Here is a 23,856-nt window from a genome sequence, read left to right on the forward strand (position 1 = left end):
CCGGAACAATAGCTTTGCACGGCTGCGAGTTTTGCCCGCTCTGTGTACTTACCCATGACACCCTCAAAGGTTGTGTCCAACCTTTGGGGGTCAGTTCACGCAGTGGGAACGATCAGAAGCCTAACCCTCCGGACGCAGCATCAACACCGCCAGCGGCGGCAGGTTCAATGCCAACGAAAGCGCCTGGCCATGGCTCGGTTCCTCCTCGGTAAACGCCCCGCCGCTGTTGCCATAGTTCGAACCGGCGTAAGTGGCCGCATCGCTGTTGATCACCTCGCTCCAACGCCCGGCAAACGGTACGCCGATGCGATAACCCTCACGCGGCACCGGCGTGAAGTTAGCCACCACCAACACCGGCCGGCCGTCCCTGCTCCAGCGCATGAAGGCGTAGACGCTGTTGACTGCATCATCACCAATCAACCATTGGAAGCCTTGCGGCGCGTCGTCCTGATCATGCAGCGCCGGCTCTTCGCGATACAGCCGATTAAGATCGCCGACGAGTTTCTGCACACCTTTGTGTTCCGAGTACTGCAGCAAGTACCAGTCGAGTTGTTGATCGTGGTTCCACTCACGCCACTGACCAAATTCGCAGCCCATGAACAACAGCTTTTTGCCCGGATGTGCCCACATGAAACTGAGATAGGCGCGCAAGTTGGCAAATTTCTGCCAGCGGTCGCCGGGCATCTTGTCTATCAACGAGTGCTTGCCGTGTACCACCTCGTCGTGGGAGATCGGCAGGATGAAGCGCTCGGACCAGGCATACACCAGGCCGAAGCTCAGCTCGTTGTGATGATGAGCGCGGTACACCGGGTCCTGCTGGATGTAGTGCAACGAATCGTGCATCCAACCCATGTTCCATTTGTAGTCAAAGCCCAGTCCGCCCTGTTGCGTGCCCTGGCTGACACCCGGCCATGCGGTGGATTCTTCGGCAATCACCAGCGCGCCAGGGGCTTCGAGGTTGACCACGTCATTGAGATGGCGCAGGAAGTCGATGGCTTCGAGGTTTTCCCGACCGCCGTGACGGTTTGGCACCCATTCGCCGGCCTTGCGCGAGTAGTCGCGATACAGCATCGAAGCCACGGCATCGACCCGCAGACCGTCGACGTGGAAATGTTTGAGCCAGTGAAGCGCCGAGGCCAGCATGTAACCGTGTACTTCGGTGCGACCAAGGTTGTAGATCAGCGTGTCCCAGTCCTGATGGAAGCCTTCCTGCGGGTTGCCGTATTCGTACAGCGCAGTGCCGTCGAATTGCGCCAGACCGTGGGTATCGGTCGGAAAATGGGCCGGCACCCAGTCGAGGATCACGCCGATGTCGGCCTGGTGGCAGGCATTGATGAACGCGGCGAAGTCATCCGGCGTACCGTAGCGGGCACTTGGGGCGAATTGCGACAGCAACTGATAGCCCCAGGAACCGCCGAACGGATGTTCCATGATCGGCATCAGCTCGATGTGGGTAAAGCCCAGATCCTTCACGTAAGGAATCAGCCGCTCGGCCAGTTCGTGCCAGGTGTACAGGCGCGCAACTTCGCCCAAATCGTCCAACTCACATTGCCAGGATCCGGCATGCAGCTCGTAGATCGACAGCGGCGCACTCGCCCGATGACGGTCGCCCCGGGATTGCATCCACTCCTGATCCTGCCAATCGATGCTCAGCGGCGAAGCGACTTTTGATGCGGTGTCCGGCGGCAGCGAGGTGGCCAGCGCCATCGGGTCGGCCTTGAGCGGCAGAATGCCGTGGCTGCCAAGGATTTCGTATTTGTACGTTTCCCCTGCGTGCATGCGCGGGACGAAAATTTCCCATACACCCGTAGGATGACGCAAGCGCATCGGGTGCCGGCGACCGTCCCAGTTGTTGAAGTCACCCACCACCGACACCCTTTTGGCATTAGGTGCCCATACGGCGAATCGCACGCCATCGACACCGTCGACCGCCTTCAACTGCGCACCCAGGCAAGCGCTGAGATCGCGGTGATTGCCTTCGGCGAACAGGTACAAGTCCATCTCGCCGAGCAACGGGCCAAAGCTGTAAGGGTCCTCGGAAATCTGTTCGCCGCCGGCCCACCGGATTTGCAGCAGATACGGCTGCGCCCGATCGAAGTGCCCGACGAACAGACCTGGCGTCTGGGTGGCCTCAAGGTTGCCGAGTTCCTCCCCGGAGTCCTTGGCCAGTACCTGCACGCTCAAGGCGTCCGGCAAATAAGCCCGAATGAATTGCCCGCCGGCACCGTCGTCGTGGGGGCCGAGAATTGCAAAGGGGTCGTGATGTTCGGCGCGTACCAGCGCGTCGATGTCCCGCGATCTGGGCAGCAACACTTCTTTAGCGTGACCCTGTTCCTTTTTCGAGAAACTCATGACTACTCTCCACCAAGATCGGAAAAGGGTTTAAGCCCACTCAATAACCCATACAAGCCGTGCAACGGCACGGGCAACCATGTGGGGCGATTTTCTGCCTCATAGGCCACTTCATACGCTGCCTTCTCCAGGCCGAACAACGCCAGTGCGGCGTCCTCGCCTTCCGGATCTTGCCATGCATGAGCAAGACTAGCTGCCGCCAGCCGATAGGCGTCGACAAATGCTTGTCTTGCTTCATTTAAATAGCGATCAGCGACACGTTGACGAGCGGCTTTGGCATCGGCCGAGTTATCGACGTTGTGCACATTGATCGCCATCGCCGCAGCGTAGTCAAAGGAACGCAATACGCCACTGACGTCTTTGTACGGGCTGTGTTTGCCCCGTCGCTCATGCAGCGGCCGCGCCGGTTCGCCTTCGAAGTCGATCAAGTAAGCATCGCCCTTGATCACCAGCACCTGGCCCAGGTGCAAGTCGCCGTGGACGCGAATGCGCAGACCACCAACGGCTTTTTTGCCCAACGCCTGAACATGACTGAGGATGGCTTTTTTGTTGTCCAGTAAACGAGCGACCAAGGCTTTGTCTGCCGGGTTCAATTCGCTTTGATGCTGTTTGAGCAACTTCAGCGCGTGCTCCAGTTGCGCCACCACGTCCTTGGCGCAGGCCAGGGCATCTTTCTGGGTGGTGACGTTCGGGGCGAAGTCGGGGTTGTCGCTGGGCGCCGCCAGCAGCTGATGCATTTCACCAAGACGCTGACCGAGCATGCCGGCGAAGTCTCTCAGCTCACCCAAGGCGTTGTAGTGTTGCTCTTGCTCGGACATGGCGTCGGCCAGTTCGTCGCGCAGAGCCCGTTCGAGGTTGTTCTGGGTCCATTCCCAGGCGTCACCCTGATTGCTCAAATAGCCTTGGGCAATCATCAGCAGACTTTCCTCGCCCGCCGGATCGCGGCGAACGACCGAACCCAGCAGCGGCGAGATGTTGCGGAAACCGGCGAGGGTCAGGAACGCGCTCATTTCCAGTTCCGGGTGCACGCCAGACGCGATCTTGCGGATCAGTTTCAACACCAGGCTGTTGCCGATCACCACCGAACTGTTGGACTGCTCGGCGGACAGATAACGCACGTGTGATTCCCCGGTCAGACCGAGTTTCGCCAGCTCCGACGTCGGTTCGAAGCAGATATCGCCCGCCGTGGATGGCAATACGGTACTACTTTGCATGCCTTGCAATACCGCATGCACAAAGGTGTCGAGGCTGAAGGCATCGGTGATCAAGCCGACCTGACGCACGCGCCGAACCCGAGACAACGCCAGTTGCTGAGGCAACGCGGCACCCACCTGATCTTCGGAGATGAACCCGAATGGCAACTGATAACGGCTGGTCTGGCCGCCGCTGGTGACGTCGATTTCACTCAACAGCACGGGATGCAGCGGATCGCCGAAGCGCACACCGTAAGCGATGTTGACCTGTTCGATGGCCGCGTCCTTGCCGGCAAACCAGCGCCGATTCTGTAGCCAGCTCGGCAAGATGCCCTGCTCCAGCGTCCCGCAGGACGGTGCTTCGAGCAGTTCTTCCATGCGTTTTTTCAGCACCAGCGTGGTGAAGTCCGGCAGGCTTTGAGCCGGTTCCACGTGCCAGCTCGGCATCTGGTTCTCCGCCGCCAATACGAACCAATAGAAGCCGTACGGGGCCAGGGTCAGCAGGAAATTCAGCTGACCAATAGGCGGGAAGGCGTTACCGCCGAGCATCTCCACCGGCACCATGCCGACGTAGGCCGAGAGGTCCAGCTCCGCCGCTTGCGCGCTACGGGACACGTTGGCCACGCACAAGATGATTTCGTGCTTGCCGTCCGGCCCGGTGAATTCCCGGGTGTAGGCCAGGATCCGCCGGTTGCTCGGCGACAGCATTTTCAGTGTGCCGCGACCGAAGGCCTTGGACTGCTTGCGCACAGCGAGCATACGCCGGGTCCAGTTCAGCAGTGAATGCGGGTCGCCAGCCTGGGTTTCAACGTTGACCGACAGGTAACCGTATTGCGGGTCCATAATCGGTGGCAACACCAGGCTGGCCGGGTCGGCGCGGGAGAAACCGCCGTTACGGTCAATCGACCACTGCATGGGCGTGCGCACGCCGTCACGGTCGCCGAGGTAGATGTTGTCACCCATGCCGATTTCATCGCCGTAATACAGGGTTGGCGTGCCAGGCATAGAGAGCAGCAAACTGTTCAGTAACTCCACACGACGACGGTCGCCCTCCATCAATGGCGCCAAGCGGCGGCGAATGCCGAGGTTGATCCGCGCCCGACGGTCAGCCGCATAGTAATTCCACAGGTAATCGCGTTCCTTGTCGGTGACCATTTCCAGGGTCAGCTCATCGTGGTTGCGCAGGAAAATCGCCCACTGACAGTTGGCCGGGATCTCCGGGGTCTGGCGCAGAATGTCGGTGATCGGGAAACGGTCTTCCTGGGCCAGTGCCATGTACATGCGCGGCATCAGCGGAAAATGGAACGCCATGTGACATTCGTCGCCGTTCAGGCCTATGGCGTCGGTGTCGCCGAAGTACAGCTGCGTGTCTTCCGGCCATTGGTTGGCCTCGGCCAGCAGCATGCGGTCCGGGTAATTGGCGTCGATTTCGGCACGGATCTGCTTGAGGATATCGTGGGTCTCGGGCAGGTTTTCGTTGTTGGTGCCGTCGCGTTCGATCAGATACGGAATCGCGTCCAGACGCAGACCGTCAATGCCCATGTCCAGCCAGTAGCGCATCACCGACAGCACGGCTTTCATGACTTGCGGGTTATCGAAATTCAGGTCTGGCTGGTGGGAATAGAAGCGATGCCAGAAGTACTGGCCGGCCACCGGGTCCCAGGTCCAGTTGGACTTTTCGGTGTCGAGAAAAATGATTCGAGTGCCGTCGTACTTTTGATCGTCATCCGACCAGACGTAAAAGTCCCGCGCCGCCGAACCGGGTTTGGCTTTGCGCGCACGCTGAAACCAGGCGTGCTGGTCCGAGGTGTGGTTGATGACCAGTTCGGTAATGACCCGAAGGCCACGTTTGTGGGCTTCCGAGATGAAACGTTTGGCGTCTGCCATGGTGCCGTAATCAGAATGCACGCCACGGTATTCGGCAATGTCGTAGCCGTCATCGCGCCGTGGCGAGGGATAGAACGGCAACAGCCAGATGGTGTTGACGCCCAGATCGGCAATGTAATCGAGTTTGGCGATAAGACCAGGAAAGTCGCCGATGCCGTCATTGTTGGAGTCGAAAAAAGACTTAACGTGAACCTGATAGATGACCGCATCCTTGTACCAGAGCGGGTCCTTGATAAAGGTGGCTGCCTTGGGTTTCTTCGCCATTTGAAACTCCTGTTTAATTCGAAAGTCGCAGAGCCGAGCGCCTGCCTCAAACGCGATGGTTACTTGTGGGGGCAAGCTCGCGTCCACAGGTCCTGCGTTTACACAGTAATTCGCCAGATCCCGAACGGCTGATGCTCCGGGTCGATCCGCATAAATTGGTACTTGCCGTGCCAGGTCCAGCGATGACCACTCATCAAGTCTTCGCCCTGGGTGCTGGCATCGTCGGGCAAGCCCATTTCCCACAGCGGCAATTCGAAACTCGCTTCCTGGACGTTATGCGGATCAAGGCTGACGGCCACCAGAATGAAATTGCTGCCATCCGCGCTGCGTTTGCCGAAATACAGAATGTTGTCGTTCCAGGCGTTGTAGACCTTCAAGCCCAGATGCGTCTGCAACGCCGGGTTTTGCCGGCGGATGCGGTTGAGTTGGGCGATCTCGGCAATGATGTTGCCCGGTGCGTTGAAGTCCCGTGGGCGGATTTCGTACTTCTCGGAATTGAGGTACTCCTCCTTGCCCGGCACCGGTGCCGCTTCGCACAGTTCAAAGCCTGAATACATGCCCCACAGGCCGGAGCCCATGGTGGCCAGCGCCGCGCGGATCAGAAAACCGGCGCGGCCCGACTCATGCAAAAACGCCGGGTTGATGTCCGGTGTGTTGACGAAGAAGTTCGGCCGGAAGCATTCACGCCACGGTGACGCGTTGAGCTCAGTGAAATAGGTGGCCAGCTCGGACTTGCTGTTGCGCCAGGTGAAGTAGGTGTAGCTCTGGGAGTAACCGACCTTGCCCAACCGCGCCATCATTGCCGGGGTGGTGAAGGCTTCGGCCAGGAAGATCACCTCTGGGTACAGCGCTCGCACATCAGCAATCAGCCATTGCCAGAATGGCAGCGGCTTGGTGTGAGGGTTGTCGACGCGAAACAGCTTTACGCCCTCCTCGACCCAACCCACCACGATGTCGCGCAACTCGACCCAAAGACTCGGAATCGCATCGGTGGCATAGAAATCGACGTTGACAATGTCCTGGTATTTTTTCGGCGGGTTCTCGGCGTATTTGATCGTGCCGTCCGGCCGCCAGTTGAACCAGCCCGGATGCTGCTGCAGCCATGGGTGATCCTGGGAACACTGAATCGCGAAGTCGAGGGCGATTTCCAGCCCATGGTCAGCGGCTGCCGCGACAAGACGCCGGAAGTCTTCGCGACTGCCCAGCTCCGAATGAAGGGTTTCATGCCCACCCTCTTCGCTGCCAATGGCATACGGACTGCCTGGATCATCCGGCCCGGCGGTCAGGGCGTTGTTCGGGCCTTTGCGGTAACTGCGGCCGATCGGGTGGATCGGCGGGAAATACAGCACATCGAAGCCCATGTCCTGGATCATCGGCAGTCGCGAATGCACATCGTTGAAGGTGCCATGACGGGCCGGATCGTCAGTGATCGAGCGCGGAAACAGTTCATACCAACTGGCAAACTGAGCCAGGTCCCGTTCGACGTCGAGCGGGTACTCAGGGCTGATGCTCAAATAAACACGATGATTGGCCTGCGTCATCAACTCGGCGCTACGCTGGTGCACAAACAGCTCGACCTGCTCGATTTCGAGCAGGCTCGACAATTCACGGTGCAGCTCCGCCAGTTGTTCACTCAGCGGCCCTTCGGTGCGTTCGGCGGCTTGCTGGACCAGCGTTCGCCCCTCCTGCAACTCCAGGTGGACCGGCACCCTGGCTGCGTGTTTTTTCTCCAGCTCATAACAGAAGCTGGCGAACTGATCGATCCAGGCTTCGATGCAAAACACATAACGGCCCTGGCGCGCGACCCGGAACTGGCCCTGCCAACCGTTATTGCCCAAGTCGGTCATGACTTCGCTTTGCCAGGCCTCGTCACCTTCGGCGTGCCAGCGCACTCGCACGGCCAACGTGTCGTGACCGTCGGCGAACACTTTGCTGGTCACCACCACGTCCTGACCCACCACTGCTTTGACGGCGAACTGCCCACCATCGAGGGTCGGCATGGTGTTTTCGATGGCGATGCGCGGTAGCAGTAACGCCTGCGACAGCGCCATATGAGGGTTGTAGTTAAGCTCTGTGGGTTTTTCAGCAGTCATCGAGCATCTCTCCTTTACGCCCCATGGACGCTCTTGTACCTGATATTCATTGCGTAAGACTGTCCGCCCCGCAATGAACTCACTTAGGTTCCGAGCGACCGGCGCCGGTAAAAGTTCACGGGGATTTGCCTGGGCCTTCGCGGGAATCAATTCCTTTACACCGTGGTCAACACACTTAAGCACGACTTACGCCATGTGCCACTGGAGGTTGAATTTATGAGCATTCCAATCCCTGCCGAAACACCGGATCCAAACATCGACAGCCCGGCGCCGACCGAGCCTGCGCCGGTGCCTGAGCAAGACCCGCCCGGCACTACCCCGCCTCCCCGGGAGGAGCCTGCGCAAACCACACCGCCGGTGGTCGCTACAACGGTGGTCTGCGACGACCATTAATCGGTTACACAGAACGATGATCCTCGACGGTGCCCTAACACTTTAGAACCCCCAGAAAAAAGGACACCTCCATGACGGTGCGCATCGAAAACCAGACCTGCTTTTTTACCCTCGAAAACGGCGAGGAAATTCGTTTGTGTCCCGACGTCACCATCATTACCGACTCGGAAAAAGCCATGTCGGCGGTGGAGCTCAATGACCAGCGCGTCTACATTACCGAAGCAGAAGCCGACGCATTGACCGTAGCAGGCGCAGTCGACGGGCGTAAGCATTTGAAGGCCACCGACAGTGATTCGGTGATTTGACTGACCCGGATCAACAACACCCGCAGACGCTTGTTATGGGTGTCTGCGCCCCCCAGCAGCAGGTGCATCAACTTGTCGCAGGCCGCGGATCAACGCCCATCTGATCCGCTTTTTATTGCAATAGGTGAGTCTGTTATGCAAACAGATCGCCGCTCATAGTGCTCAGGCCTGATGGAGGCTGATGAGCGAAAGACCATGAGCGATAGAATCCCCGTCCGAAGTGTTGAAAGTGCACCGCTAGTGCAAAGCTACGAGCCTTCGCGTCCAAAGATGAAGGCCAAGTCCAGCGACAACCTGATTCACACCCGCAGTTTCACCGGTGTATTCCGCACCCTGCGCATGAGCGGCGCGGTTTTTTTGTTTTTGCTGTTCTTCGCCACGGTGTGGTTGAACTGGGGCGGGCGCCAGGCGGTGCTCTGGGACCTTTGCGAAAGCAAATTCCACATTTTCGGCGCAACCTTCTGGCCGCAGGATTTCATCCTGCTGTCGGCGCTGCTGATCATCGCCGCATTCGGTCTGTTTGCGATCACCGTGTTCGCCGGGCGAGTCTGGTGCGGTTACACCTGCCCACAGAGTTCCTGGACCTGGATCTTCATGTGGTGCGAGAAGCTCACCGAAGGCGAACGTAACCAGCGGATCAAACTGCAAGCCGCACCCTGGGGCCTGAACAAACTGATCCGCCGCTCGGCCAAACACACCTTGTGGTTGGCCATCAGCCTGTTGACCGGCCTGACCTTTGTTGGCTACTTCACCCCGATCCGGCCACTGGCCGAAGAACTGCTGACCTTGCAGATGGGCGGCGTCAGCCTGTTCTGGGTGCTGTTCTTTACCGGCGCGACATACATCAACGCCGGTTGGCTACGTGAAGCGGTGTGCATGCACATGTGTCCGTATGCGCGGTTCCAGAGCGTGATGTTCGACAAAGACACCCTGACCATCTCCTATGACGTCGCCCGTGGTGAAAACCGTGGTCCGCGCAAACGTGACGCGGCGCCGGCTGAAGTCGGCCTCGGTGATTGCATCGACTGCCAGTTGTGCGTGCAAGTCTGCCCGACCGGCATCGACATCCGCGACGGCCTGCAGATGGAATGCATCGGCTGCGCCGCGTGTATCGACGCCTGTGATTCGATCATGGACAAAATGGGCTACGCCCGCGGGCTGATCAGTTATACCTCGGAGCATCAGTTGCAAGGTGGCAAGGCTCACCTGTTGCGGCCACGGTTGATCGGTTACACCGCGGTGCTGTTGGTGATGATCGGTGCGTTTGCCCTGGCGCTGGTGGAGCGGCCGATGGTCTCGCTGGACGTGAGCAAGGATCGTGGCCTGTTCCGCGAGAACAGTCAGGGGCAGATCGAAAACATCTACAGCCTGAAAGTCATTAACAAGACCCAGCAACGTCAGGATTACCGTCTGGCCCTGGTCGATGGCGAAGGCTTCCTGCTTCAAGGCAAGACCGAATTGAGCCTGGCGCCGGGCGAGATTGTGGATGTGCCGGTGTCGGTGGCAATGACCACGGAACGACCGAGCAGCAGTTCGCAGACGCTCAGCTTCAAGATTGTCGACAGCGATGAAGCGCAGATTTATAGCGTGGCGAAGAGTCGGTTTGTGGCGCCGATGAATCGTTGATCCCTTAAACTGCGGTGCCCTATGGCGAGGGGCTGGCCCCTCGCCACAACAGCTAATTGAACCCATTCGATGGCGGGACTTAGATGAAGCGCTACGAAAAATTCGCCGACGACATCGCTGAGCTGATCCGCTCCGGTGTTCTCGGCCCCGGCCAGCGCGTGCCATCGGTGCGCTACGCCAGCCAGACCTACGGGGTCAGCCCGTCCACGGTGTTCCAGGCCTACTACCTGCTCGAACGCCGCGGCCTGATTCGCGCTCGCCCGCGTTCCGGCTACTTCGTCAACGCACACGCACCGAGCCCGTTCTCGGAGCCGGTGATCAGCAGCCAGGTCAACGAGTCCACCGAGGTCGACGTCAGCGAACTGGTGTTCTCGGTCCTCGACTCGATCAAGGACCCAAACACCGTGCCCTTCGGCTCGGCCTTCCCCAGCCCGACCCTGTTCCCGCTGCAGCGCCTGTCGCGCTCCCTGGCCAGCGCCGCGCGAGAGATGGACCCACGCATGGTCGTCACCGACATGTCGCCGGGCAACCCGCAGCTCCGCCGGCAAATCGCCCTGCGCTACATGGTCGGCGGGCTGATGCTACCCATCGAAGAACTGCTGATCACCAACGGCGCGCTGGAAGCGCTGAACCTGTGCCTGCAAGCAGTCACCGAGCCCGGCGATCTGGTGGCCATCGAAGCCCCGGCGTTCTACGCCTGCCTGCAAATTCTGGAGCGGCTGAAACTCAAAGCCGTGGAAATTCCTGTGCATCCGCGCGATGGCATCGACCTTGGCGTACTCGCGAAAACCCTGGCACGGCACCCGATCAAGGCTGTCTGGTGCATGACCAGTTTCCAGAACCCGATGGGCGCGACGATGCCCGAGGCGAAGAAGCAGGAACTGGTTGAGCTATTGCGCAGCCATCAAGTGCCGTTGATCGAGGACGATGTCTACGCAGAGTTGTATTACGGCCAACAAGCGCCCAAACCGGCCAAGTCTTTTGATACCGAAGGGCTGGTGATGCATTGCGGTTCGTTCGCCAAAAGCCTGGCCCCCGGCTACCGCATCGGCTGGGTCGCCGCCGGGCGTTATGCGCAGAAGATCGAGCGGCTGAAACTCATGACGTCGCTGTGTGCGTCGATGCCTGCCCAGGCAGCCATTGCCGATTACCTGCAACACGGCGGCTATGACCGGCACTTGCGAAAACTGCGTTACGCCCTGGAAGAGCAGCAAAGCGCGATGCTCGCCGCTATCGCGCGCTACTTCCCGGCACAAACCCGCGTCAGCCAACCGGCCGGCGGTTACTTCCTTTGGCTGGAGTTGCCACCGCAGATGGATTCGCTGAAGTTGTTTCAGATGGCGTTGGCGCAAGGGATCAGCATTGCGCCCGGCCCGATTTTTTCACCGACCCGGCGCTTCAGAAATTGTATCCGGCTGAATTACGGCAGCCCCTGGGATGAGACAGCCGAGCAGGCGATGGAGACGTTGGGCCGGATTGTGCGTTCGTTCTGAAGGATTGTTCCCCCCTGGGAACGAGCAACGCTGAAGGATTAACGCCCGCCGCCGAGGTCGACGAATGTCCCGGTCGCATAGGACGCCTTGTCCGACAGTAACCACACAATCGCCTCGGCCACTTCTTCCGCCCGTCCGCCCCGAGCCATCGGAATCGCCGACTCCAGCTTGCTGACCCGATCCGGGTCACCGCTCAACGCATGGAAATCGGTGTAGATGTAACCGGGGCGCACGGCGTTGACGCGGATGCCTTCGCCGGCCACTTCTTTGGACAGGCCGATGGTAAAGGTATCGAGCGCACCTTTGGAGGCGGCGTAGTCGACGTATTCGCTTGGCGCGCCCAGGCGTGAGGCTACCGAAGACACGTTAACGATGCTGCCACCCTGCCCACCATGCTTGGGCGACATGCGCAGGATCGCGTGTTTCGCGCAGAGGATCGGCGCCAGGACGTTGGTTCTGAGGATTTTGAGAATACGGAATTCAGACATTTCATCGATCCGGGATTTATGTCCGACGGTGCCGGCGTTGTTCACCAATGCCGTGACCCGGCCCAACTCAGTGTCCACGCGATGGAACAGCGCAATCACTTCATCTTCGATGCTGACGTCAGCGCGCACCGCGATGGCTTGGGCACCGAGGGCGCGGACCTGTTCCAGCACAGTTTGCGCAGCGGATTCGTCGGCCAGGTAATTGATGCAGATCCGATAGCCTTGTTCGGCGGCCAACAGGGCTGTGGCGGCGCCGATACCGCGGCTGCCGCCAGTGATGACGATGACTTTGTCCATGCGAAATTCCCCCCATTTCCAAGCGTTAGCAGTCGGGGGCAAGAATAACCGTCATCACTGGCTTTTGCATGGGCTCACATCAATCACAGTGCTCTCAACTCACCGCCAATTGCTCTGCGTGCAGAATATCTACCATGAAGCGTTCGGCCGGCAACGGGTGCCCGAGCAGATAACCCTGCAGCGAATCACAACCGAGTTGCGTCAGAAAGTCTTGCTGCGAATCGGTCTCCACCCCCTCGGCGACGATCCGCAACCCTAGCGCCTGACCGAGGGCCACGATGGCGGAAACGATGGCGGCGTCATCGCTGTCATGCTCCAGGTCGCGGACAAAACCCCGGTCGATTTTCAGTTCGTTAGCCGGCAGGCGCTTGAGGTACATCAGGCTCGAATAGCCGGTGCCAAAGTCGTCGATCGATAGGTCGACACCCATTGTCGAAAGCTCCTGAAGCACCGTCATGCTCGCATCGGCATCGCTCATGGCAGTGGTTTCTGTGATCTCGAGGGTCAGGCTGTTGGCCGGCAAATGGTGAGTGGCCAAGGCCTGGGCGACGCTCTGGACCAGGCCTGTGTGGCAGAACTGCAGGGCAGAAAGGTTCACCGCGATGCGCCAGTTGGTGTACCCGAGCACGTACCACTCGCGCATCTGACGGCAGGCTTCGTTGAGCACCCATTCGCCAATCGGAATGATCAGCCCGGTCTTTTCCGCCAGTTCGATGAACTTGTCCGGCAGCAACATGCCCTGGGTCGGATGCATCCAGCGCAGCAACGCCTCGGCACCGACCGGCCGGCCATTGTTGGCATCGAACTTGGGTTGGTAATAGAGACTGAACTGCTGCTGATCGAGGGCGAGACGCAGGTCCTGCAACAGTTGCAGCTGTTTGCGCGCGTTGTTGTTCATCGAGGCATCGAAGAAGCTATAGCCGTTTTTCCCCGCGCCCTTGGCGTGATACATCGCCGCGTCGGCGTTCATCAACAACTCTTCGGCGGTTTCACCGTTACCCGGATAAATCGCGATGCCGATACTGGCGGAAATCTGCAAATCATGTTCGGCGACCCGGAACGAACGCGCGATCAACCCGACCTGACGGGCTGCCAGGCTCAATGCATCATCCTGCTCGCCGAGTTGCACCAGCAATACGAACTCGTCACCGCCGATCCGTGCCAGGGTGTCCTGGCTGCGCAAATCTTCGCGCAAGCGCAGACCGACCTCACGCAACAACAGATCACCCATATGGTGACCGAAGGCATCGTTAACCGGTTTGAAACCGTCCAGATCGATGAACATCAACGCGAAACAACTGCCTTGCTCGCGCACCTTCGACATCGCCTGATCGATGCGATCAGCCAGCAACACCCGATTCGGCAGACCGGTCAGGGTGTCATGCAGGGCCAGTTGGGTCAGTTCACGGTTGGCCTCGGTCAATGAGTGGGCAAGCACTGCGGTGCGAGCCTCAAGGCGTGCATCGAGGATCGAGGTCAGCAAGGCAAGGCTCAACACTGCCAAGGTGGTGATCAGCACCAGATTGTCCAGGCCCTTACCGTTCAGGCCGCCGGCGGCCGCGCCACAGAAGCTGCCGTCCGGGAAACGCGCCGCCGCCATGCCGGTGTAATGCATGCCGACGATCGCAAAACCCATGATCACCGCCGCACCGCCACGGATCAGGCTGACATAAGGCGTGTGCTGGCGCAGGCGGAAAGCGATCCACAACGCGGCGCCCGAGGCGGCTACGGCGATAAGCAGCGAGGCGCCGAACAGCGTCGGATCGTAATCGATACCCGGCTGCATACGCATGGCGGCCATGCCGGTGTAGTGCATCGCGCTGATTCCGCTGCCCATGACCAGCGCGCCGAATGCCAATTGCCAGGCTGGCAATTGGGGCTGGCTGACCAGCCACAGGGCAAAGCCGCAGGACAGGATGGCAATCAACAGTGAGAGCAATGTGATGCCGACGTCGTAGCCGATGTCGATGGGCAATTTGAACGCGAGCATGCCGATGAAATGCATCGACCACACGCCAACCCCCATGGCGAAGGCGCCGCCGGCCGTCCATAGATACACGGCACGGCCCTTGGCCGTAGCGATGCGTTCGGTCAGGTCGAGCGTGGTATAGGAGGCGAGAATCGCCACAAAAAGCGAGATGATAACCAGCGTGGGGGAATAGTTACCGATGAGCATGAGACTTCTCGCGACAGCCCTCCTTCTCGGAGGGCAAGTCGAGCGATTGTACTGATTGCGCAAAAGAACGCACTGACAAAATTAGCAAAAGGCCATCAAGTCGATGAACCGTTTATTCTAAGGTTTCACATTAAGTACCGTTTTTTCGCTTACTTGCAACGCCCCATCCCAGCCACCGCCCAGCGCCGCGATCAACTGCACACTGGCAATCAACCGGCTCTGCAACAGGCTCAGCATGCTGCGTTCATTGTTCAACGCTGTGGCCTGAACGACCACCACGTCCAGATAAGCGATCACACCGGCCTTGTACTGGTTTTGGGTCAGACGCAAGGACTCGCGCGCCGCCTCCAGTGCTTCCTGGCGCACGCCCGCTTCGTCTTCCAGAACCTTAAGCTGCACCAGATAGTTTTCCACTTCACGCAAGCCATCGAGCACGGTCTGGCGGTACTTGGCCACTGTTTCGTCGTAGGCCGCTTCGCTGCGGTCAACTTCCGCAGAGCGCTGACCGCCGTCGAACAAGGTCATGGCCAATTGCGGTCCGACCGACCAGAAGCGGTTTGGCACGCTGATCCAATTGGAAGAGGTGCTGCTGCTGTAACCACCGTTCAGACTCAGGGTGAAGTCCGGGTAATAGGCCGCCTTGGCCACGCCAATATTGGCATTGGCGGCCATCACCGAGCGTTCGGCGGAGGCGATGTCGGGGCGGCGCTCGAGCAATTGCGAAGGCAAGTTCAGGGGCACCTGGGGCAACGCAGGGATGTTTTGGGTTTCAGCCAGGCTGAACTCGGCCGGCGGTAACCCGATCAGTACGGCAATGGCGTTCTCGAATTGGGCGCGCTGCCAGATCAAATCAACCATGTCAGCCTGGGTGCTTTTAAGCTGAGTCCGGGCCTGCGCCACAGCATCCTTGCCGGAGACACCGGCGCGATACTGGTTTTCAGTCATCGTCAGCGAGCGCTGATAGGCCTCGACCGTCGCCTCCAGCAGGCGTTTCTGCTCGTCGATCACGCGCAATTGCAGGTAGTTCTGCACCAGTTCCGACTGCTGACTCAAGCGCATCGCCGCCAGATCGGCAAAACTCGCCTCGGCGTTGGCGGTGTCGGCTTCAAGGCCTCGGCGCAGCTTCCCCCAAACGTCAGCCTCCCAACTGACTCCGGCCTGTGCGGTGTAAGTGTCGCGAATGCCACTGGAAGAGCTGGTCAGACTTGAACTGCTGCTGCCGGTGCCCTGGCTGGAGCGGTTTTTTCCGACGGTCAGGTCCACGGTCGGAAAAAACGCGCCACGGGCACTGCGCACCAAGGCCTGGGCCTGTCGGTACTGGGCTTCGGACTGCGCGACAGTCTGGTTGGCACTGTTGAGATGTTCAACCAGGCCATTGAGCTGCTGATCGCCATACAACTCCCACCACGCGCCGCGGGCCAGAGAATCGCTGGGATTGGCCTGACGCCAACCCGCCGCCGCCTTGTATTGCACCGGTGCAGCCGCTTGCGGGCGCTGGTAATCCGGGCCGATGGCGCAGGCGCTGAGCATCGCCACGCACAGCGCCAGGCTCAACAAACGCGAGCCTCGGGCCGTTACCAGCGGTGCAGCCTGAGTGATAAGCGAACGGTCAGTCATAGCGGAGTTTCCAGAGCAGCATCGGTACGCACCCCACGCCAGTGGTTGAATCGATGGCGCAGTTTGTCGAGATAGAGGTAAACCACCGGGGTGGTGTAAAGGGTCAGCACCTGGCTGAAAATCAGCCCGCCGATGATGGTCAGGCCCAGTGGCTGACGCATTTCCGCACCTTCGGCGCGGCTCAGCAGCAACGGTAACGCACCGAGGATCGCCGCCAGGGTGGTCATCAGAATCGGCCTAAGACGTTGCAAGCAAGCGCTGCGAATCGATTCCAGCGGCGTCATGCCCTGATGCCGTTCCAACTGCAAGGCGAGGTCAATCATCAAAATGGCGTTCTTCTTCACTACGCCGATCAGCAGGAACAGCCCGAGCAACGAGATCAGGCTGAACTCACCGCCCAGCGCGTAAATCGACAACAACGCACCGACCCCGGCCGACGGCAAGGTCGAAAGAATCGTCAGCGGATGGATGTAGCTTTCATACAGCACACCGAGCACCAGATACACCGCCACCAGCGCCCCAAGAATCATCCACGGCTGGCTCTTCTGGGTCGCGGCAAAAGCGTCGGCAGTGCCGGCCATTTTCACGATCACGTCTTCCGGCATACCCAGTCTGGCGATGGCTCGCTCGATGGCCGCGGTGCCCTGCTCCACCGCCACGCCTTCGGCCATGTCGAAGGAAATGCTTTCGGAGGCGAACTGGCCTTCGTGGCTGACGCGGTCGTCTTCCAGGCTATTTTCGTAATGAGCGATGGTCGAGAGCGGAATTCGCGCACCGTCAGCGGTGATCACCTGAACCTGTTTGAGGGTGATCGGGTCCTGGGCGTATTTCGGATTGACCTCCATGACCACCTGATACTGGTTAAGGCTGTCGTAAATCGTCGAAATCTGCCGCTGGCTGTAGGCGTTGTTCAGCACCGAGGTCACCATGTCCATGTCGACGCCCAGGCGTTTTGCCTGATCACGATCAACGATCAGGGTCACCTGTTGAGCGCCGCCCCCTTCGCGGGCGTCAATTGCGGTCAGCTCCGGCAAAGCCTTGAGTGCGGTAACGACTTTCGGATACCACTGACGCAACTCGCCAAGGTCGGCGCTTTGCAGGATGTAGGAATATTGGGACGTGGTCTGTTCACGACCGCCACCAAACTGCAGGTCCTGATCGGCCATCAGCATCAGCCGCGCACCGGCGACCTTGGGCATTTCCTTGCGCAGGCGTTCGATGACCTTTTGCGCAGACAGGCCGCGTTCCTTGATCGGTTTCAGCCGCACCAGCATGAAAGCATTGTTGGTGCCGTTGGTGCCGCCGATGAAGCCGGCGACGCTTTGCACCGCGTCATCCTTGAGCACGGCACGGCGGAAGGTTTCCATTTTTGGCTGCATCACGCTGAATGACAGTCCGTCGTCGCCGCGCACAAAACCGATCAACTGGCCCGTGTCCTGCTGAGGCATAAATGTTTTAGGAACAATGATATACAGCGCAATGTTCACGCCGACTGTCACGATCAGGCTGAGCAAGGTCAACCGCCGATGACGCAGCACCCAGTCGAGGCTTGTGGCGTATTTGCCGACCATCCACTCGTTGGCGCGCTGACTCCAGCGCTGCAAACGGTTTTCCTCACCCGGCGTATGCGGCTTGAGCCAGCGGGCGCAGAGCATCGGTGTCAGCGTCAGCGAGACCACCAGCGACACCACGATGGACGCCGCCAGCGTGATGGAAAACTCGCGAAACAGGCTTTGGACAATCCCGCCCATAAACAGGATCGACAGGAACACCGCCACCAGCGAGACGTTCATCGACAGCAAGGTAAAGCCGACTTCCTGCGCCCCGAGGTACGCGGCCTGCATCGGCGGCACGCCTTTGTCGATGTGCCGCGAAATGTTCTCCAGCACCACAATGGCATCGTCCACCACCAGCCCGGTGGCCAAAATCAGCGCCATCAGCGACAGGTTGTTCAGGGAGAAACCGTAGAGGTACATCACCGCAAAGGTGCCAACCAGAGACACGGGCACCGCAAGGGTCGGAATCAACGAGGCGCGGAAGTTACCGAGGAACAGGAACACCACCAGAATCACCAGCGCCACGGCAATCAGCAGGGTCATTTCCGCTTCGTGCAAGGTCGCCTTGATCACCGGCGACCGGTCCATCGCCAGGTTCAGTTTGACGCTGGCCGGCATCACCGCCTGCAACGCCGGTAGTTGAGCCTTGATTTCGTTTACCGTCTCGATGATGTTGGCGCCGGCCTGGCGGTTGATCACCAACAGTACCGCCGCGTCGTTGTTGAAGAAGCCGCTGTTGTAGCGGTCTTCGACGCCATCGCTGACCTTGGCCACGTCCTTCAGGCGCAGGGCCGCGCCGTCTGCGTAGTGAATGATCAGCGACTCGTAATCCTTGGCTTTTTCGAGTTGATCGTTGGCCTGAACCTGCCACAACCGCTGGCCATCTTCGACCGACCCCTTTGGCCTGCGCACGTTGGCGTTGGCAATGGCGTTGCGCACATCGTCCAGGGCCACGCCGTAGTGGCTAAGCGCCTGCGGCTCGAGTTCGATGCGCACCGCCGGCAGGGAACTGCCGCCGATTTGCACTTCGCCGACACCCCGCACCTGAGACAGGCTCTGGGACAGAATCGTCGAGGCCAAATCGTAGAGCTGGCCTTTTTCCAGCACGTCGGAGGTCAGCGACAGCACCATGATGGGCGCCTGGGACGGATTGACCTTCTTGTAGGTCGGCATGCTGCGCATCCCGCTCGGCAGCAAATTGCGCGAGGCGTTGATTGCCGCCTGCACTTCCCGCGCCGCGCCGTTGATGTCGCGGTCCAGGTCGAACTGCAAAATCACCCGGGTCGAGCCCTGACTGGAGCGGCTGCTCATGGTGTTGACCCCGGCGATGGCGCCGAAGGAACGCTCAAGCGGCGTGGCCACGGTCGAAGCCATGACCTCAGGGCTTGCGCCGGGCAGGCTCGCCTGAACCACAATCACCGGGAAGTCCATCTGCGGCAACGGCGCCACCGGCAACAGGCCGAAGCTCACGCCGCCCAGCAGCAGGATCGCCAGGCTCAGCAACATCGTTGCGACCGGGCGTTTGATGAAAGGTCCGGACAGGTTCATGGCTGTTCTGCCACTTCCACGGATTCAGACTTGCGACCCCAGCGTCGACCGAGGCGGTCGAAATACAGATAGATGACCGGCGTGGTAAACAGCGTCAGCACCTGACTCACCAACAAGCCGCCCACCATCACCAGCCCCAACGGTTGACGCAGTTCCGCGCCGGAGCCGGTCGCCAGCATCAGTGGCACCGCGCCGAATAACGCGGCCAGTGTGGTCATCAGAATTGGCCGGAAACGCAGCAGCGCGGCCTGATAGATCGCCGTTTCCGGGTCCATGCCCTGATTGCGTTCAGCGTCGAGGGCAAAGTCGATCATCATGATCGCGTTCTTTTTCACGATACCGATCAACAAAATGATGCCGATAATCGCGATCATGCCCAGGTCATTACCGCTCAACAGCAACGCCAGCAAGGCACCGACCGCCGCCGAGGGCAAGGTCGAGAGAATCGTGATCGGGTGGATGTAGCTCTCGTACAGCACGCCGAGCACGATGTACATGGTCGCCACCGCCGCCAGAATCAGCAGCAAGGTGCTCGACAGCGACGCCTGGAATGCCTCGGCGGCGCCCTGGAACTGGGTCTGCACGCCAATCGGCATGCCGATGTCTTTCTGCACCTGATTGATGATTTCCACCGCATGCCCCAGCGCCACGCCAGGCGCGAGGTTAAAGGACATCATCACCGCCGGGAACTGACCAATGTGAGAGATCGCCAGTTGGGCCTGACGCTCCTCGATGTGCGCCAGACTCGTCAGGCGCACTTGCCCGCCGTCAGTGGTTTTCACGTGAATCTGATTCAGCGCATCCGGGCCGATCTTCTCGCCGGACTGCGATTGCAGCACCACGCGATATTGGCTGGCCTGGGTATATATGGTGGAAATCTGCCGCTGACCAAAGGCGTCATACAACGCATCGGTGATGCTCGACACCGACACACCGACCCGCGACGCCGCATCGCGGTCAATCACCAGATAGACCTGCAAGCCCTTGTCCTGCAAATCGCTGGCGACATCGCTCAGCTCTGGCCGTTGGGCCAGTGCGTCCACCAGACGACCACTCCACAGGCTGAGCAACTCGGAGTCCGGCGACGACATGCTGAACTGGTATTGAGTACGGCTGACGCGGTCTTCGATGGTCAGGTCCTGCACCGGTTGCATGAACAGGCGAATACCGGTGAGTCTGTCCAGTTCCGGTTGCAGGCGTGCAATTACCTCGGTAGCGCTCAGGTCGCGATTGCTGTGGGACTTGAGGTTGATCAGCAGACGACCGCTGTTCAGCGTCGAGTTATCACCGTCGACACCGATGTAGGACGACAAGCTCTCCACTGCCGGATCTGCCAGGATCACTTTGGCCAGTTCCTGCTGACGTTCACTCATGGCCGCAAAGGAAATCGACTGCGGCGCCTCGGAAATCCCCTGAATCACCCCGGTGTCCTGCACCGGAAAGAAGCCCTTGGGCACCACCATGTAAAGGAATACGGTCAACGCCAGCGTGCCGATGGCCACCAGCAGGGTCAGCGGTTGATGCTTGAGAACCCACTTTAACTTGCGCCCGTAAGCCGCAATCATCCAATCAATTACAGCGCCGCTGGCCCGGTAGAAACGACCCTGTTCTTCCTCCTTGGGTTCACGCTTGAGCAGCCGCGCGCACATCATGGGGGTCAGCGTCAGGGAGACGACAAGAGAAATCAGGATGGCCACCGCCAGGGTGATGGCAAATTCGCGGAACAATCGCCCTACCACGTCGGCCATGAACAGCAGCGGAATCAGTACGGCGATCAACGACAGGGTCAGGGAGATCAACGTAAACCCGATCTGTTTGGCGCCCTTGAGCGCCGCATTCAGGGGGCTTTCACCCTCTTCGATAAATCGGGAAATGTTCTCCAGCATGACAATCGCATCGTCCACCACGAAACCTGTGGCGATGGTCAGTGCCATCAGGGTCAGGTTATTGACCGAAAACCCCGCGAGGTACATCACGCCGAAGGTGCCGATCAACGACAGCGGTACGGCCACTGACGGAATGATCGTGGCGCTGGCCCGGCGCAGGAACAGGAAGGTCACCATCACGACCAGCGCAATGGCGATCAACAATTCGTGCTGCACGTCGGTGACCGAAGCGCGGATAGTCTGGGTGCGGTCGGTCAACACGGTGACTTCGAGACCGGCCGGCAGGTTGTCGGTGATGCTCGGCAGCAGGGCTTTGATCCGGTCAACCACTTCGATGACGTTGGCGCCAGGCTGACGCTGGATGTTCAGCAGCACGGCCTGACTTTCGTTGGCCCACGCCGCCAGCCGTTCGTTTTCCGCGCCATCGACGATCTCGGCCACGTCTTTGAGACGCAACGCCGCGCCGTTGGCGTAGGTCAGGATCAGATTGGCGTAGTCCTTGGGCGAGGTCAGTTGATCGTTTGCATCGAGCATCGAAACCCGGGTCGGGCCGTCAAAGTTGCCCTTGGGCTGGTTAACGTTAGACACGCCGATCAAGGTGCGCACGTCGGAGAGGTTCAAGCCATTGGCTGCGAGGGCTTCTGGGTTAACCTTGATCCGCACCGCCTGACGCTGGCCGCCAGCAATGCTGACCATGCCGACACCGCTGATCTGGGCGATTTTTTGCGCCATGCGCGTGTCGACCAAGTCATTGAGCTTGGGTAGCAGCATGGTTTTTGAGGTGATGGCCAGGGTCAGCACCGGGGTGTCCGCCGGATTGACCTTGTTGTACACCGGCGGCGCCGGCAGGTCCTTGGGCAGCAAATTGGTCGCGGCGTTGATCGCCGCCTGCACCTGCTGCTCGGCGACGTCCATGTTGATGTCGAGGCTGAAACGCAGGGTCAGCACTGAAGCGCCGCCGGAACTGGTCGAGGCCATCTGGGTCAGGCCGGGCATCTGCCCGAATTGACGTTCAAGGGGCGCGGTCACGGCGCTGGTCATGACATCCGGGCTGGCACCGGGATACAGCGTCATGACGCGGATGGTCGGGTAATCGACCTGAGGCAATGCCGACACCGGCAATAGCCGATAGGCGATCACGCCCGCCAGGATAATGGCCAGCATGCTCAGGGTAGTGGCTACCGGGCGAAGGATGAACAGCCGCGAGATGTTCATGCGCCGCCCTTTTTCGCCTTGTCGGTGGTCGTCGCGTCAGGTGCCGTAGCGGCCGATTTGCCTTGCAGATGCCCGGTCGGGGTGGTCGGCACATCCTGGGTGTCGTTGACCACTTCCACTTCGCTGCCTTCCTTCAAGCGGTCGGTGCCTTCAAGGACCACGCGATCCCCTGGGGCCAGACCTTCGGTAATCACGGTGTTTTCACCGTCACTGGCGCCGACTTTCAACTGACGAATCGCGACTTTCTTTTCCCCATCCAGGGCGTAGACAAACGTGCCGTTGGTGCCGAACTGAATCGCTGCCGAAGGGGCGAGCACCACGTCTTTGAGGGTGTCGGCCAGCAGGTGGACGTTGACGAACTGATTCGGGAACAGCGCCTGATCGCGGTTCTCGTAACGAGCCTTGAATTTCAGGGTACCGGTGGCAACGTCGATCTGGTTGTCCAGGCTCTGCAAGACACCGGTGGCCTGCAACTGGGTGTCACCACGGTCCCAGGCTTCGGCGGGCAGTTTGGCGCCGGTGCGATAACGGGCCAGCACGGTGCCCAGGCTGTTTTCCGGCAAGGTGAAGGCAACGCTGATCGGTTGGGTCTGGGTGATGATCACCAGTGCGGTGGTGTCGTTGGCTGCCACCAGGTTACCGACATCCAGCTGACGCAAGCCCACACGCCCGGCAATCGGGGCGCGGATTTTGGTGAATTCCAGATTGAGTTTGGCGTCGTTGACCGCCGCCTGATTGGTTTTGACCGTGCCCTGATACTGACCCACTAGCGCTTCGGCGGTGTCCAGGGTCTGCTTGGCGATACTGTCTTCGCGATACAGGCCGCGATAGCGTTCCACATCGACCTGGGCGTTTTTCAGTTGTGCCTGGTTCTGCAGCAACGTGCCTTCGGCCTGAAGCAAAGCGTTCTGGTAAGGGCGCGGATCGATTTCAGCCAACAGTTCGCCCGCCTTGACCATCTTCCCTTCCTCAAAGGAAATTTTCATCAGCTCACCACCGACGCGGCTGCGTACATTAATGGTGTTCAGCGCCGTCACGGTGCCCAGCGCCTTGTAGTACAGCGGGAAGTCGCCCTTGACCGCTGGCGCGACACGCACTGGAACAGGCCCCGTCGCCCCGCCGAACCCCGGACGCATCCCCCCCGATCTGCCGGTATGGCCGGCAACGTCTTTTTGCCCCGCGCCCTCTTTTTGAGCAGTGCCGGCGGGCCAGAATGTCCAGCACAGGCCAGCGATGACCAACAGGACAAGCAGGCCAAACAGCCAGCTACGGGGAGTACGGGAAACGGAGGATTGCATGGAATGATCAACCATTGGGCGCGTGGGCTTCTTCTACAGGAGGCTGAACGATAAGCACTGGCGGGCATTAAGCAAAGCGGCTTTACCGGCAATTTACCTTCGGCTTACGTAACAGGATGTTTGGCCAAGACACTGAATCACAAATGAAAACGGCCTGGACAGTGCCAGG

13 protein-coding genes are annotated in these 23,856 nt (G+C 59.8%); 4 read left to right on the forward strand and 9 right to left on the reverse strand.

The window, feature by feature from the left end; translation table 11 throughout:
- Positions 1-120: 120 nt before the first annotated feature.
- The 3 genes from glgB to ACXPVS_RS20485 form a co-directional block, all read right to left on the reverse strand.
- Positions 121-2,352, reverse strand: coding sequence for a 1,4-alpha-glucan branching protein GlgB (gene glgB / locus ACXPVS_RS20475; RefSeq protein WP_458511557.1), 2,232 nt, complete (start codon positions 2,350-2,352; stop codon positions 121-123).
- A gap of 2 nt (positions 2,353-2,354) precedes the next feature.
- Positions 2,355-5,696: a maltose alpha-D-glucosyltransferase gene (gene treS / locus ACXPVS_RS20480; RefSeq protein ID WP_458511558.1), complete on the reverse strand. Its 3,342-nt coding sequence runs from the start codon at positions 5,694-5,696 to the stop codon at positions 2,355-2,357.
- A 98-nt stretch (positions 5,697-5,794) separates the two neighbouring features.
- Complete coding sequence (locus ACXPVS_RS20485) at positions 5,795-7,789, reverse strand: alpha-1,4-glucan--maltose-1-phosphate maltosyltransferase (RefSeq protein ID WP_458511559.1); 1,995 nt, start codon at positions 7,787-7,789, stop codon at positions 5,795-5,797.
- A gap of 216 nt (positions 7,790-8,005) precedes the next feature.
- Between ACXPVS_RS20485 and ACXPVS_RS20490 the strand changes: the two genes are divergently transcribed.
- The 4 genes from ACXPVS_RS20490 to mapR all read left to right on the forward strand — a co-directional run bounded on the left by ACXPVS_RS20490 (position 8,006) and on the right by mapR (position 11,606).
- Positions 8,006-8,182: a hypothetical protein gene (locus ACXPVS_RS20490; protein ID WP_458511560.1), complete on the forward strand. Its 177-nt coding sequence runs from the start codon at positions 8,006-8,008 to the stop codon at positions 8,180-8,182.
- Between the two features lie 71 nt (positions 8,183-8,253).
- Positions 8,254-8,487 (forward strand): DUF3203 family protein, encoded by a 234-nt coding sequence (locus tag ACXPVS_RS20495; protein WP_458511561.1) that lies wholly within the window; start codon positions 8,254-8,256, stop codon positions 8,485-8,487.
- Between the two features lie 195 nt (positions 8,488-8,682).
- Positions 8,683-10,113, forward strand: a complete 1,431-nt coding sequence (gene ccoG / locus ACXPVS_RS20500) for a cytochrome c oxidase accessory protein CcoG (RefSeq protein ID WP_458511562.1) — start codon at positions 8,683-8,685, stop codon at positions 10,111-10,113.
- An 83-nt stretch (positions 10,114-10,196) separates the two neighbouring features.
- Positions 10,197-11,606, forward strand: coding sequence for a GntR family transcriptional regulator MpaR (gene mapR / locus ACXPVS_RS20505; protein WP_458511563.1), 1,410 nt, complete (start codon positions 10,197-10,199; stop codon positions 11,604-11,606).
- A 38-nt stretch (positions 11,607-11,644) separates the two neighbouring features.
- Here the strand turns inward: mapR and ACXPVS_RS20510 are convergent, their stop codons facing one another.
- The 6 genes from ACXPVS_RS20510 to ACXPVS_RS20535 all read right to left on the reverse strand — a co-directional run bounded on the left by ACXPVS_RS20510 (position 11,645) and on the right by ACXPVS_RS20535 (position 23,702).
- Entirely contained in the window at positions 11,645-12,391 is a 747-nt protein-coding gene (locus ACXPVS_RS20510) for an SDR family oxidoreductase (RefSeq protein ID WP_458511564.1), read from the reverse strand.
- A gap of 94 nt (positions 12,392-12,485) precedes the next feature.
- The gene (locus tag ACXPVS_RS20515; RefSeq protein WP_458511565.1) at positions 12,486-14,567 is read right to left on the reverse strand and encodes a bifunctional diguanylate cyclase/phosphodiesterase; all 2,082 of its coding nucleotides are present in this window, start codon (positions 14,565-14,567) and stop codon (positions 12,486-12,488) included.
- Positions 14,568-14,684: 117 nt separating this feature from the next.
- Positions 14,685-16,184 carry an efflux transporter outer membrane subunit gene (locus tag ACXPVS_RS20520; RefSeq protein WP_458511566.1) on the reverse strand — a complete coding sequence of 500 codons (1,500 nt, stop codon included), beginning with the start codon at positions 16,182-16,184 and terminating at the stop codon, positions 14,685-14,687.
- Positions 16,181-19,288 carry an efflux RND transporter permease subunit gene (locus ACXPVS_RS20525; RefSeq protein WP_458511567.1) on the reverse strand — a complete coding sequence of 1,036 codons (3,108 nt, stop codon included), beginning with the start codon at positions 19,286-19,288 and terminating at the stop codon, positions 16,181-16,183. Before ACXPVS_RS20525 ends, ACXPVS_RS20520 begins: the two co-directional genes overlap by 4 nt.
- On the reverse strand, positions 19,285-22,389 hold the full coding sequence (locus ACXPVS_RS20530) for an MdtB/MuxB family multidrug efflux RND transporter permease subunit (protein ID WP_458511568.1): 3,105 nt from the start codon (positions 22,387-22,389) through the stop codon (positions 19,285-19,287). Before ACXPVS_RS20530 ends, ACXPVS_RS20525 begins: the two co-directional genes overlap by 4 nt.
- Positions 22,386-23,702, reverse strand: a complete 1,317-nt coding sequence (locus ACXPVS_RS20535; protein WP_458511569.1) for an MdtA/MuxA family multidrug efflux RND transporter periplasmic adaptor subunit — start codon at positions 23,700-23,702, stop codon at positions 22,386-22,388. The genes ACXPVS_RS20530 and ACXPVS_RS20535 overlap by 4 nt, the downstream gene beginning before the upstream one ends.
- Between the last annotated feature and the right edge of the window lie 154 nt (positions 23,703-23,856).

It is taken from the genome of Pseudomonas sp. Ma2-10, from assembly GCF_054330215.1.

Coding starts and splice junctions, on each gene's coding strand:
- ACXPVS_RS20510 (WP_458511564.1), bottom strand. CDS start 12,391: ATGGACAAAGTCATCGTCATCACTGGCGGCAGCCGCGGTATCGGCGCC.
- ACXPVS_RS20485 (WP_458511559.1), bottom strand. CDS start 7,789: ATGACTGCTGAAAAACCCACAGAGCTTAACTACAACCCTCATATGGCG.
- ccoG (WP_458511562.1), top strand. CDS start 8,683: ATGAGCGATAGAATCCCCGTCCGAAGTGTTGAAAGTGCACCGCTAGTG.
- ACXPVS_RS20490 (WP_458511560.1), top strand. CDS start 8,006: ATGAGCATTCCAATCCCTGCCGAAACACCGGATCCAAACATCGACAGC.
- ACXPVS_RS20495 (WP_458511561.1), top strand. CDS start 8,254: ATGACGGTGCGCATCGAAAACCAGACCTGCTTTTTTACCCTCGAAAAC.
- glgB (WP_458511557.1), bottom strand. CDS start 2,352: ATGAGTTTCTCGAAAAAGGAACAGGGTCACGCTAAAGAAGTGTTGCTG.
- ACXPVS_RS20530 (WP_458511568.1), bottom strand. CDS start 22,389: ATGAACATCTCGCGGCTGTTCATCCTTCGCCCGGTAGCCACTACCCTG.
- treS (WP_458511558.1), bottom strand. CDS start 5,696: ATGGCGAAGAAACCCAAGGCAGCCACCTTTATCAAGGACCCGCTCTGG.
- mapR (WP_458511563.1), top strand. CDS start 10,197: ATGAAGCGCTACGAAAAATTCGCCGACGACATCGCTGAGCTGATCCGC.
- ACXPVS_RS20520 (WP_458511566.1), bottom strand. CDS start 16,184: ATGACTGACCGTTCGCTTATCACTCAGGCTGCACCGCTGGTAACGGCC.
- ACXPVS_RS20515 (WP_458511565.1), bottom strand. CDS start 14,567: ATGCTCATCGGTAACTATTCCCCCACGCTGGTTATCATCTCGCTTTTT.
- ACXPVS_RS20525 (WP_458511567.1), bottom strand. CDS start 19,288: ATGAACCTGTCCGGACCTTTCATCAAACGCCCGGTCGCAACGATGTTG.
- ACXPVS_RS20535 (WP_458511569.1), bottom strand. CDS start 23,702: ATGGTTGATCATTCCATGCAATCCTCCGTTTCCCGTACTCCCCGTAGC.